This window comes from Paractinoplanes bogorensis (assembly GCF_018829635.1).
In the GTDB taxonomy this organism is placed as follows: domain Bacteria; phylum Actinomycetota; class Actinomycetes; order Mycobacteriales; family Micromonosporaceae; genus Actinoplanes; species Actinoplanes bogorensis.
Window position 1 is genome coordinate 196987 of sequence record NZ_JAHKKG010000007.1, and the last position, 12580, is coordinate 209566.

Below are 12580 nucleotides of genomic sequence, written 5' to 3' on the forward strand. Positions count from 1 at the left end.
CATCGACGTGCCGTTACAACCCGCTGCCCGCCTTGCGCTCGTCGGCGAAGCGTTCGGCGAACGCCTTCAGGTCGCGCCTCTCGATGGCCGCCGCCATCAGGTCGGGGAACGCGTCCGGCGTGCAGGCGAAAGCCGGCACCCCAAGAGCCGCCAGCGCCGCCGCGTTCTCGTGGTCGTAGGCCGGCGCACCCTCGTCGGAGAGCGCGAGCAACACCACGACCTGCACCCCGGCCGCGGTCATCTCGGCCACCCGGCGCAGCATCTGGTCGCGCACGCCGCCCTCGTAGAGATCGCTGATCAGCACGAAGATGCTGTCGCGGGGACGGGTGATGAGTTGCTGGCTGTAGGCGATGGCGCGGTTGATGTCGGTGCCGCCGCCCAGCTGCGTGCCGAACAGCACCTCGACCGGGTCTTCGAGCTGCTCGGTCAGGTCGACCACCGAGGTGTCGAAGACGACCAGCGACGTGCGGAGCGACTTCATCGAGGCGAGCACGGCCGCGAACACGCCCGAGAACACGACCGAGGCCGCCATCGAGCCGGACTGGTCGACGCAGAGCACGACGTCGCGCTGCACCGCCGTCGTACGCCGCCCGTAGCCGATCAGCCGCTCGGGGATGACCGTGCGGTGCTCGGCCTGGTAGTGCTTCAGGTTGGCCTGGATCGTGCGGTTCCAGTCGATGTCGGAGTGCCGCGGACGGTTGATGCGGGCCGCCCGGTTGAGCGCGCCGGTCACCGCGGCCCGGGTCTTCTGCGCGATCCGCTTCTCGAGTTGCTCGACCACCGTCCGTACGACCTGGCGGGCCGCGTCCTTGGTCTTCTCCGGCATCACGCGGTTGAGCGAGAGCAGCGTGCCGACCAGGTGGACGTCGGGTTCGACGGCGTTGAGCATCTCGGGTTCGAGCAGCAGCCGGGTCAGGTCGAGGCGCTCGATCGCGTCCTGCTGCATGACCTGCACGACCGTGCTCGGGAAGTATTCGCGGATGTCGCCCAGCCAGCGGGCCACCTTGGGCGCCGACCCGCCGAGCCCGGCCGAGCGCCGGCTGCTCTTCTCCCCGTCACCGTCACCGCCCGAGTCGTAGAGCGCCGACAGCGCCGAATCCATCGCGCCGTCCCGCCCTTCGGCCTGGCCCAGCGACTCTTCGGCCGGCCCGCCGAGCACCATCCTCCAGCGCCGGCGCCGTTCGCGGGTGACTTCATCTTCGGACATCACGCCTCCCGGGCGGCAACATCGTGACCCAGCAGGGCGCGAAGCGTGGGCAGCACCAGATCGGCCCGCCCCGGATCGAAGCCGAGCCCGCCGGCGCCCGGCACCGGATCACCGCCGCGCGGGCCGGCCACCCGCTCGCCGATGGCCCGCCGCTCGCCGGATTCGAACGCTCCGAACGTGCGGCGCAGCAACGGCAGCACGTCGTCGAACGCGGCGCCCGGGATGTCGGCCAGCCAGTCGTCGAGCAACTGCAGCAACGCGTCGTCGTGCACCAGCAGCAGGCCGCCGCCGGACAGGAAGCCCTCGACCCAGGCCGCCGCGTGGGCCGGCGCGGTGCCGACGGTCAGCGGCAACCGCAGCCGGCGCCGCACCTCGGCTCCGTCGAGCCGGCCCGCGTCGAGCAGCAGGCGGGTCAGCCGTCCGGCGAGCAGCCCGTGCAGGTCGGCCCGCCCGGCCAGCGACTCCAGCGTGGACAGCCAACGCTCGCGCAGTTCGTCGTCCTCCAGCAGGCCGACCGCCGACTGCACGCCGTCGACGCGGTCGCGCAGCGACTTGGCGGCCTCGTCCGAGAGCGAGCCGACGGCCGAGGGCAGCGCCGCGCAGACCCGCACCAGCAGGCTGCTGGTCACGGTGGCGAGCCCGGCCACGTCGGTGCGCCGGACGTCGCCGTAGCGCAGCGTGCGGGCCAGCGCCGGGATGGCCGCCATCAGGTGGTTCACGTCGGCGTCGAGCGCGGCGTGAGCGTCGAGCGAGGTCAGCACCCGGGGGTACGCCTCGGCCAGATCGGCCAGCAGGCACGTCTCGACGAGCGCGGTCACGTCGGCCAGCGACCCGGCCTTGTCCGCGGCCTGGATCACCTTGGCCGTGGCGGCGGCGGCCACCGTGGTGCCGTACATGCTGCCCTCGACGAGGCGTACGGCGAACTCGGGTTGCCACCGCAGCTTCCACTCCTCGCGGAAGGTGCCGGTGCTCCGCCGGGACGCCGTCGGTTCGCCCCACGGCACGTCGATCGTGCGCAGCCGGTGCAGCAGGCGGCTGCGCTTGAGGTCGGTGTCCTTGCGCAGGTCGAGGTCGAGCGCCCGTTCCAGCGCCTCGGGCTTGAGCCGGGCCGCGCGCTGCTGGGCGGTGAGATCCTTGGCCAGCGGTACGGAGGGCATGTCGTCGGGCACTCCACCGAGCCGCTCGCCGACGACGAGTTTGCGGGTGATCAGCTCGACCCGCAGCGGTTCGCCGTCGCACATCACCGCCTCGGCCGCCTCGGTGACCTCGGCCAGCCCGGCCAGCGGACGCCCGCGCATGGTGGCCAGCGCCTCGGCCAGCCGGGTGGCCTCGATGACGTGCGCCGACGACGTCGGTACGCCCTCGTGACGCAGCACGCCGGCCGCGTCGACCAGCCAGCGCGGCACCACTTCGTCGGCCGAACTGAACAGGTGGTGGTACCAGCCCGGGGAGCTGACCCCGGCGCCGTAACCGGACCAGGACGCCAGCCGTCCGTAGGTCCACGGCACCCAGGTGAAGTCGACCTTCGCCTTCTTGCGCCCCTTGAGCAGGGCGGTGTCGTCCTTGACGGCGACCTTGCGGGTCAGCGCGGGCACATGCCAGGCTCCGCAGACCACCGCGATCTCCTCGTACGACTTCCGGACCTCGCGCAACACGGTGCGCATGTAGGCCTCGCGGACCAGGTCGTCCGGGTCTTCCGGCGACTCGTCGCGGATCGCCGTCATCGCCTCCGCGATCGCCTCGAAGGCGGGCATCCCGCGGTGCTCGACCACGTCTTCCCACCACCGCTCCGGATCGTCGTATCCGGCCGCCGCGGCCAACTCCCCGATCGGATCAACCGGCCGACGAGGCTCCGCGGGCGGGTCAGGAGGCGCGGGCGGGTCAGCAGGTGGGGGCGCGGGCGTGTCGCTCATCCGATAAGCGAACGGCAGATCGAAGAACCGGACCGGCACCCCACGCGAGACCGCCCACCGGATCGCCTGCCACTCCGGCGAGAACACCGCGAACGGCCAGAAGGCGGCCCGCCGCGGGTCGTCGGAGGCGTAGCCGAGCAGCGCCACCGGCGGCTCGAGCCCCGCGTCGACCACCCACCGCACGAGCGCGTCGGCCTCGGGCGGCCCCTCGACCAGCAGCACCTCGGGCGGCTGCCGCTCGAGCTCGGCCACCACCGCCCGGGCCGACCCCGGCCCGTGGTGGCGGACGCCGTAGAGCCGCTCAGGCATCGCGGGCGGCCCGATAGAAGTCGCGCCAGTCGGACCGCTCGCGCACCACGGTCTCGAGGTATTCGCGCCACACCACACCGTCGGACACCGGGTCTTTCACCACCGCGCCCAGGATGCCCGCGGCCACGTCGCCCGGGTGCAGCCGCCCGTCGCCGAAGTGGGCCGCCAGCGCCATGCCGTTGGTGATCACCGAGATCGCCTCGGCCGTGGACAGCGTGCCGGTCGGCGACTTGAGCTTGGTGCGGCCGTCTTCGGTCATGCCGCTGCGCAGCTCGCGGAACACCGTGACCACGCGGCGGATCTCGTCGAGCGCGGCCGGCACCTCGGGCAGGTCGAGCGACTTTCCGAGCTGGGCCACCCGCCGGGCCACGATCTCGACCTCGTCGTCGGCCGAGGCGGGCACCGGCAGCACCACCGTGTTGAACCGGCGGCGCAGCGCGCTGGACAGCTCGTTGACCCCGCGGTCGCGGTCGTTGGCCGTCGCGATCAGGTTGAAGCCACGCTCGGCCTGCACCTCGGTGTTGAGCTCGGGCACCGGCAGCGTCTTCTCGGACAGGATCGTGATCAGCGCATCCTGCACGTCGGACGGCACGCGGGTGAGCTCTTCGAGCCGGGCGATCGTGCCGGTGCGCATGGCCCGCATGATCGGGCTGGGCACGAGGGCGGCGTCGGTCGGGCCTTCGGCGAGCAGGCGCGCGTAGTTCCAGCCGTAGCGGATCGCCTCTTCGGCCGTGCCCGCCGTGCCCTGCACGAGCAGTGTGGAGTCGCCCGAGACAGCCGCCGCGAGATGCTCGGACACCCACGTCTTGGCCGTGCCGGGCACGCCGAGCAGCAGCAGCGCCCGATCGGTGACCAGGGTGGAGACGGCGACCTCCATGAGCCGCCGCGGCCCCACGTACTTCGGCGTGATCTTGGCGCCGTCGCCGAGCAGATAGGTCACCACGGCCTGCGGCGAGAGGCGCCAGCCGGGCGGCCGGGGCCGGTCGTCGGACGCCGCGAGCAGGGCCAGCTCTTCGGCGTACTGGTCCTCGGCGTGCGGGCGCAGTGCGGTCACGGAGTTACTCCCTCGGTCGGGACGAGCTCATCGAGCATCTCTTGGCGGAAGGTCAGGGTGCGGGCCAGCTCGGCCACCGGGCGGACCCGGGACGGGTCGGCCGGCTCCTGGTCGAGCTGGAGCGCCAGGCGGCCGACCAGGTCGGCGTAGCCCGGCGGCATGGCCAGCCCGGCCTCGCGGCACAGCTCGCCGAGCTGCCAGCTGTGCCGGTCGGTGCGGGCGCGGTGGGCGATGGTCTCGAGGACGGCCACCGACAGCTCTTCGGGCCAGTGGCCGGGGTGGATCGCGAGCAGCCGGTTGGCCAGCGCGTCGTCGCGGCGCAGGGCGTCGGCGGCCAGCCGGCCCAGTTCGTCGGGCGGCAGTACCAGGTGCAGGTCCCACCGCACCGACTCGCGCAGCGCCTCGGCCGACCCGGCCAGCAGCGCCCCGGCCCAGGCCGCGTCCTCCTGCACGACGGCGGCCTTGGCCCAGCCGTGCAGCAGCGGCGTCTCCCAGTCGGTGCCGCGGGCCATCCGCAGCATCGCGGCCGGCTCGGACCAGGTGTCGAGCGGGGTGGCGGCGACGATCTCCTCGAGCAGCCAGGCGCTCACGCCGATGCCGCGCGCCGGGGTCGAGGCCACCCCGTCGCGGCGCAGACCGGCGTCCAGTTCTTCGGGCGGTGTGACGATCAGCCGGTCGGAACCGATCAGGCGGCGCTCACGGCGTACGAGAGAAAGGGCTCGCTGGGTCATCCGGGTCTGCAATTGGGAACCGGGCAGCCGGCGCAGCAGCTCGAGCGCGGCCTCGCGGACCTCTTTGCGCCGGTCGTCGAGGGCCTGCTCGAGGAACGGATCGTCGGCGGCCGACAGCCCGGTGGCCAGCGCCCCGAGGAACCGGGCCCGGTCGTCCGAGGATTCCTCGGCCCAGGTGCTCAGCACCAGCTCGCGGCCGGCCGCCGGGTCGGTCGCCCGCAGCTGGGTGAGGTGCCCGAGGCGCTCGCCCGAGCTGCCCATGTGCCAGTCGGGCAGGTCGGCCGACACCGGCGCCTCGTCGCGCAGCCAGCGCCAGTCGGCCCGCATGCCGGCCAGCCACACACCGCGCCGGCCGGCGACCCGGGCCAGCGCGGGGCGGACGATCGAGTTGCGGCGGCCCGCGTCGAGCAGCGCGGGCAACGCGGCCGGCGGCACGTGGCCACCCCGCTCGGCCGCGGCGGCCAGCCACTGGGTGAGCAGCTCCTGCGCGAGCTGGGCCCCGCCCGGCACGGCACCGGCGAGGATGCGCAGCAGGCGGGCCCCGGCCGGGGCCGGTAGCGGCTCGTCGGTCTCGGCGGGCGTGGCCGGGACCGCCTCGTGACCGGCACCGGGCAGCACGCCGGCCCGGCGCCGGGTGAGCGCGACGGCGGCCGCCTCGAGCAGGGAGGCCTCACCCGTCCAGGGGCGGCGGTCGGTGCCGACCAGGGCCGCGGCCAGCAACTCGGGCGGCAGCTCGGGATGGCGGACGACGGCCGGGTCGGGCACCGGGGGAGCGGCGGCCACGAACCGGCCGCCGGCCCACGCGGCGAGCGGGCGCAGACCGCCCGGCGACCACTCGGCGGCCACCGTCGCCGGATGCCCACCGGCTGCGGCGAACAGCCAGAACGGCTCGCGATGGCCGGCTGCGAGCGGCAGCGCGGCGCCTTTCTCGTCGACCAGCCAGCCGTCGTCGCTCGGCACGACGCCGGACAGCAGCACCGGCGCGTCGAACCGCCACGGCTCGGCCGCCACCGTCGCGCTGTAGCCGGCCAGCGACTCGGCCAGCGGCGCGGCGCCGTCGGGCTCGCGGAACGACTCGGCCGCGCTGACCCGCTCGGCCACGAGGGCCCGCAGCGGCGCGGCACCGGGATAGAACGCCAGCTCACCGCGGAACTCGGTGCCCGGCACGAGATCGGAGGTGAGCGGCTGGCCGGGCGCGGCGAACGCCAGTACCAGGGCGAACCGCTGCGTCGAGGAGCCGCGCAGCCACGTGCGCCGGGTGGTCAGGGCGCCGTCGTCGACCTCGACCGAGCCGAGCACCTGCCACCGGTCGGTGACGCGCGGCCCGGCCAGCACGTCGTCGGTGGCCACCGGGAAGCCGATCCGGCTGCGTACGGTGGCGGCCAACTCGGGCGGCAGATCGGCCAGCCGGTCGTAGCCGGTGACCAGGAGCCGGAGCAGCGCCAGCTCGCCGAGCAGCCGGTCGGCCCAGTGCGGCCCGATGCCGGCGACCGAGGTGAGCCGGCGAACCGCACCGGCCGCCGTCGGGGCCTGCGCGTCGACCAGGCGGGCGGCCATCGCCTCGAACGGCTGGTGGCCGCCGCGCTGGGCCCCGGCCAGGCCCTGGCGGATCTGGTCGTCGAGCCAGCGGCTGAGCTCGGTCATGCCGCCGGCGACCCGCTCGGCCCGCTGCTCGACCCGTTTCGCGGCGGCGGCCGGATCGGGGGTGCTCGCGGCCTTGGGCTTTGCGGCCGCCCGGGCGGCGCGGGCCGCCTGCCACTCGACCGCGAACGCGGCCGGCGGGGCGTCGGCCACATCGGACTCGGCCCACAGCAGGAGCAGGGCCAGCGCGTGCTTGCAGGGGATCTTGCGGCTCGGGCAGTTGCACTTGAACGCGGGGCCGGTCAGGTCGACGCACACCTGATAGCTGCGGCATTGTCCCCACAGGATGTCGTCGACGCGCCCGGTCGCCGACCAGGAGGCCGGGAAGGACAAGCCACGGGCGGCCTTCACCGACGGGGCATCGGGGGCGAGCGTCTCGACCTGGGCGGCGGACCATCGTTCAACGGGCACGGGCAAACCCTAGGCCGCCCGTACGACATTTTCCCCGCCCCTGGTCACGCCGCCGATCGGCGATGAAATGATCGGCGGATGAAGGTCGTGGTCTTCGGGGCAACCGGCATGGTCGGCCAGGGTGTGCTGCGCGAGAGCCTGCTCGCGCCGGACGTCGACGAGGTGGTGGCGGTCGGCCGCACCCCGACCGGCCTCAGCCATCCGCGCCTGCGTGAGGTGCGGCTGGCCGACTTCGGCGACCTCAGCGGGATCAGGGACGAACTGCGGGGCACCGACGCCTGCTTCTACTGCCTGGGCGTCTCGTCGGTCGGGATGGACGAGGCGGCGTACACGAAAATCTCCTACGACTTCCCGATGGCTGCCGCGCGCACGTTCCACGATCTCAACCCCCAGACCGTTTTCGTGTACGTCTCGGGGGCGAGCACAAACGCAGAGAGCCGCCAGATGTGGGCCCGGGTCAAGGGCCGCACCGAGCGGGAGATCATCGAGTTGCTGCCGAACGGCTACGCCTTCCGCCCCGGCATGATCCAGCCGACCCGTGGCATCCGGTCGAAGACGCGCTGGTACAACGCCGTCTACACGGTCGTCGGCCCGGTCATTCCGCTGCTCGAGCGGGTCGCCCCGAAATACGTCACCACCACCGACCGGATCGGCCAGGCCATGCTGCGCGCGGCCCGGGTCGGTTTCGCCGGGCACATCGTCGAGAACGCCGACCTGCGCTGATCAGCCGGTCGCGCCGTGCCCGGCCGGCACCACCTCGCCGGGCCGGGGCGGCGGCGGGGGAGTGCCGTCGCCGAACGGCCGTCCGCCCAGCTTCTCGCGCCCGTGCTCGGTGAGCCAGCCGGACAGGTCGGGCCCGGCCGGCACGATCTGAGTCGGATTGATGTCCTTGTGCACGACGTAGTAGTGCTTCTTGATGTCGGCGAAGTCGATCGTGTCGCCGAAGCCCGGGGTCTGGAAGAGATCCCGCGCGTACGCCCACAGCACCGGCATCTCGGTCAGCTTGCTGCGGTTGCACTTGAAATGCCCGTGATAGGCGGCGTCGAAGCGGGCCAGGGTGGTGAACAGCCGCACGTCGGCCTCGGTGATCGTGTCGCCGACCAGGTAGCGCTGCCCCGACAACAGATCCGAGAGCCCATCGAGACGATCGAAGAGTTTCCCGTACGCCTTCTCGTAGGCTTCCTGCGAGCCCGCGAACCCGGCCCGGTAGACACCGTTGTTGACGTCGGTGAACACGACCCGGTTGACCTTGTCGATCTGGTCGCGCAGCTCCTCGGGATAGAGCTTGGGTGCCCCGTCGCGGTGATACCGGGTCCACTCCAGCGAGAGGTCGATGGTGATCTGCGCGAAGTCGTTCGTCACCACCTGACCGGTCGGCACGTCGACGATCGCGGGCACGGTGATGCCTTTCTCGTACGCGGGAAAGCGTTTGAAGTACGCCTCCTGCAGGCGCTCGATGCCGAGCACCGGGTCACGCCCACCCGGATCCAGGTCGAAGGTCCAGCTGCGCACGTCGTGCGTCGGCCCGGCGATACCCTGCGAGAGCACGTCCTCCAGCCCGAGCAGGCGCCGCACGATGATCGCCCGGTTGGCCCACGGACAGGCCCGCGCCACCACGAGCCGGTAGCGGCCGGGCTCGACCGGATAGCCGTCCCGCCCGTCGGCGGTGATCCGGGTGGTGATGTACCGCTGATCCCGGGTGAATTCGCCCGTCGGGTTCGCATACGCCATGCCCCCATCCTGCGACCGCCCCGGCGAATGCGCCCGCCGAACAGCGATGGCCGTCCCTCACGTGGGGACGGCCGTCCACCGGTCAGTCGCGGGCGCCGGTCAGTTCCGGGCGGAGCATCAGGATCACCCCGAGGGCCAGGTAGCCGACGATCAGGTGGCCCGAGGCGGTCCAGCGCAGCACCGAGTCGCCCAGGGCGCCGGCGATCGGGACGTTGACGACGGCCCAGCTCTCGGCGATCAGCGGCCAGCCGCGCAGCAGACCGGTCCAGCGGCCGGCTGTGGCGATCTTGATGGCGATGACGAACATGCCGAGCATCGACAGCGGCCAGAACAGGTCCATGACCAGCAGCGGCACGCTCTCCCGGGCATCCGGCAGGGCGCTCCACAGGATGGTCCAGAGGGTGGCCACCGCGAGCAGGCCGTATTCGACCTTGAGCATCGCCCGGGCGACCCGGGAGGTGCCGGTGGCCCGGGTCTTGAGCTGCACCGTGATCAGGCCGAAGAGGCCCAGCTGGAAGGCGAGCGAGCTGAGGTTGGCGACCTGCTCGCCGACGGTGCCGGTCGGGTTGGCGCCGTAGGCCAGCAGGCCCGCGGCCCAGACGGCCGAGCCGGCGGCGACGCCGAGACCGGCCCGGCGGACGAAGGTGCGACCGGCGCGGACGGTGGGGTCGTCGGTGCGGGCGGGGGCGGGCTGGATGGTGATCGTCATGGCGGTGTCTCCCGGTGAGAAGCGGTTCGTGGTTCGACGCCGATGACTTTCGCCGGGGGCCGTCCCGGGCCGTAAGGGTCGTCCGCCACCGTTGCCGTCCCCACGAATGTCCCGGGTCGACCGGGACATTTGCCCGCTGCCCGAGGGACTCCCCGCCTGCGACGATGACCCGCGTGACGCCCGACGACGCCGCCCCGCCCGCGCCCCGCACCACGATGGCGATCGCGGCTGTCGTGCTCGGCCTGGCCCTGCTCGCCGCCGCGACAGCGCTCGACCTGGCCGTGCCGGCCGCGCACCGCGAGCTCACCCGCACCGAGATCGTCTGGACGGCCGGGCTCCCCGGCCTGGGCCTGCTGATACCCGGCGCCATCATGCTGCGCCGGCTCCCCCGTCACCCGGTGGCGTGGGTGCTCGTCGGGTCGGGCTTGCACTGGATCGCCGACGGCGCCGCCGCGAGCTGGCTCGCCTACGCCACGCTGCACGACCGGCCGGGGGCGAGTGCGGCCTTCTGGGTCTACAACCGGCTCGGTGCCCTGCTGCTCGTCTGGCTCCCCCTGCTGCTCCTGCTCTATCCGGGCGGGCGCCTTCCGGCCGGGCGGTGGCGGGTGGCGGCGTACGTCAGCCTGGTCCTCTCCTCGCTGGCGCCGCTGGCCACGCTGGTCGTGCCGGCCTCGGCGGCCGACGACCGCGGGGGCTCGCCGACCCCGGCCGTGTTCGCCGGGCTCGACCTCGACCCGACCTCGATCGCGCTGCCCGCCGGCTGGTGGGTCCCGCTGCTCTCGGCCCTGTGGATCGCACTGCCGCTGGGCATGCTGATCGCGTTCGTGGTCGTGGTCCGCACGTTCCGGGGCACCACCGGCGACGCCCGGCTGGCCCTGCGGTGGCTGCTGTGGGCGGCCGTGGCCGACGTGATCGTGTTCGTGTCGACGCTGCTCCTACCCGGCTTCACCGACGTGGCGATCGGTCCCGCGGTCGCGCTCACCGGTGCCGCGATCACGATCGGCCTGGTCCGGCCGCGCCTGCTCGACGTCGACCGGCTGCTCGGCGGCACCCTGCTCTACGCCGCGCTGGCCGCCACGGTGCTGGTCGTCGACGCCTGCATCCTGGGTGCGACGGGCGCGTTCCTCGACAGCCGGATGGCCGAGCGGGATGCCGCCGTGCTGGCGATGCTGCTGGTCACCGCCGGCTACGGGCCGCTGCGGCACCGCCTGTGGATCGCCGTCCGCCGGCTGCTGTTCGGCCGCCGCGACGATCCGTACGGTGTCGTGGCCGGGCTGGCCGAACAGCTCGAACACTCCCCGTCACCGGCCGACGAACTGCTCGCCGTGGCCCGGGCCGTGGCCGGGGCGTTCCGTCTGCCGTACGTCGAGGTCGAGGTCAGCCGGTCCGGCGGCGAGAAGCTCGTGGCCACCGTGGGCGAGCCGGCCGGGCCCACCCGCGCGCTGCCGATCACCTATCGCGGCGAGACCGTGGGCCGGGTCGTCCTGCCGCTCCGGGCCCGCGACGAGCGCCTGCTCACCGACGTCGTCCGCCAGGCCGCGATCGCCGCCCGCTCGGCCCACCTGGCCCAGGAACTGCAGCGCAGCCGCGAGCAGATCGTCGCCGCCCGCGAGGAGGAGCGCCGGCGGCTGCGCCGCGACCTGCACGACGGGCTCGGCCCCACGCTCGGCGGCGTCGGCCTGCGCATCGACACGGCCCGTAACCTGGCCACCCGCACGCCCGGGGAGGCCGACCGGCTGCTGCGCCAGGCCCGCGAAGACGTGACCACGGCGCTGGCCGACGTCCGGCGGCTCGTGCACGACCTGCGGCCGCCCGCGCTGGACGACGTCGGGCTGCTGGGAGCCGTACGGCAGCAGGCCGCCCGGCTGAAAGCCCCTGGGCTGACCGTCACCGTGACGGGTGACGACCTCGATCGTCTGCCCGCCGCGGTCGAGGTCGCGGCCTACCGGATCGCCTCGGAAGCCCTGACCAATGTGGCCCGGCACGCCGCGGCGACCACGGCCCACGTCACGCTCACCCGGCGCGACGGGGCCCTCGAGATCGTGGTGACCGACGACGGCGTGGGCATCCCGGCCGGCACGCCGAGCGGGGTCGGGCTCGTGTCGCTGCGCGAGCGCGCCGCCGAGCTGGGCGGCGACTGCCGCATAGAGTGCCCGGACAGTCGCGGCACGGTCGTCCGGGCCCGGCTGCCGATGGGGGTGCTGGTGTGATCCGGGTTCTGGTCGCCGACGACCATCCGATCTATCGTGACGGGCTGGCCGTGCTGCTGGCCACGGTCGACGGCCTCGAGGTGGTGGGCACGGCGTCCGACGGGGTCGAGGCGGTGGCGGCGGCGACCCGGCTGCGGCCCGACGTCGTGGTCATGGACGTGCAGATGCCCCGGCTCAACGGCGTCGAGGCCACCCGCCGGCTCGCGACCGACGCGCCCGGCGTGGGCATTGTGGTGCTCACCATGTCGGAGGACGACGGCACGGTCTTCGCGGCGGTCCGCGCGGGTGCCCGGGGCTATCTGGTGAAGGGCGCCGAGCAGGAGGAGATCGTCCGGGCGATCACGACCGTGGCCGCTGGGGGAGCGGTGTTCGGGGCGACCCTGGCCATCCGGATAGCCGAGTTCTTCGCCGCCGGCCCACCCGCCCCGACCGAGGCGTTCCCGCAGCTCACGGCCCGTGAGCGCGAGATTCTGGAGCTGCTCGCGGCGGGTCGCTCGAACGCGCAGATCGCGGCCGCTCTCTACCTGTCGCCCAAGACGGTGCGCAACAACGTCTCCAACGTGTTCGCCAAGCTCCAGGTGGCCGACCGGGCCGAGGCGATCGTCCGGGCCCGGGAAGCCGGACTGGGCCACTGACGGCCCGCGATCTGTCAGAGTGGCCGGGT

9 protein-coding genes are annotated in these 12580 nt (G+C 73.6%); 3 read left to right on the top strand and 6 right to left on the bottom strand.

The window, feature by feature from the left end:
- Window positions 1-13 precede the first annotated feature (13 nt).
- The 4 genes from KOI35_RS23385 to KOI35_RS23400 are packed head-to-tail and all read right to left on the bottom strand — an operon-like array spanning window position 14 to window position 7266.
- Complete coding sequence (locus KOI35_RS23385) at window positions 14-1207, bottom strand: VWA domain-containing protein (RefSeq protein ID WP_215790022.1); 1194 nt, start codon at window positions 1205-1207, stop codon at window positions 14-16.
- The gene (locus KOI35_RS23390; protein ID WP_215790025.1) at window positions 1207-3429 is read right to left on the bottom strand and encodes a DUF5682 family protein; all 2223 of its coding nucleotides are present in this window, start codon (window positions 3427-3429) and stop codon (window positions 1207-1209) included. Before KOI35_RS23390 ends, KOI35_RS23385 begins: the two co-directional genes overlap by 1 nt.
- Complete coding sequence (locus KOI35_RS23395; RefSeq protein ID WP_215790027.1) at window positions 3422-4483, bottom strand: ATP-binding protein; 1062 nt, start codon at window positions 4481-4483, stop codon at window positions 3422-3424. The genes KOI35_RS23390 and KOI35_RS23395 overlap by 8 nt, the downstream gene beginning before the upstream one ends.
- A complete protein-coding gene (locus KOI35_RS23400; protein ID WP_215790029.1) occupies window positions 4480-7266 on the bottom strand; it encodes a DUF5691 domain-containing protein in 2787 nt (928 codons plus the stop codon). Before KOI35_RS23400 ends, KOI35_RS23395 begins: the two co-directional genes overlap by 4 nt.
- Before the next feature lie 78 nt (window positions 7267-7344).
- On the opposite strand from KOI35_RS23400, the gene KOI35_RS23405 reads away from it, so the two are divergent.
- Entirely contained in the window at window positions 7345-7989 is a 645-nt protein-coding gene (locus KOI35_RS23405) for a Rossmann-fold NAD(P)-binding domain-containing protein (RefSeq protein ID WP_215790031.1), read from the top strand.
- Here KOI35_RS23405 and KOI35_RS23410 read toward each other — a convergent pair whose 3' ends face one another.
- Complete coding sequence (locus KOI35_RS23410) at window positions 7990-8997, bottom strand: glutathione S-transferase family protein (RefSeq protein WP_215790033.1); 1008 nt, start codon at window positions 8995-8997, stop codon at window positions 7990-7992. It abuts the gene before it with no gap.
- 82 nt (window positions 8998-9079) lie between these two features.
- Window positions 9080-9706, bottom strand: coding sequence for a hypothetical protein (locus KOI35_RS23415; RefSeq protein WP_215790035.1), 627 nt, complete (start codon window positions 9704-9706; stop codon window positions 9080-9082).
- 173 nt (window positions 9707-9879) lie between these two features.
- Here KOI35_RS23415 and KOI35_RS49005 point away from each other — a divergent pair, with 173 nt between their 5' ends.
- On the top strand, window positions 9880-11916 hold the full coding sequence (locus KOI35_RS49005; protein WP_215790037.1) for a sensor histidine kinase: 2037 nt from the start codon (window positions 9880-9882) through the stop codon (window positions 11914-11916).
- Window positions 11913-12551: a response regulator gene (locus tag KOI35_RS23425; protein ID WP_215790039.1), complete on the top strand. Its 639-nt coding sequence runs from the start codon at window positions 11913-11915 to the stop codon at window positions 12549-12551. The genes KOI35_RS49005 and KOI35_RS23425 overlap by 4 nt, the downstream gene beginning before the upstream one ends.
- The last annotated feature ends 29 nt before the right edge of the window (window positions 12552-12580 follow it).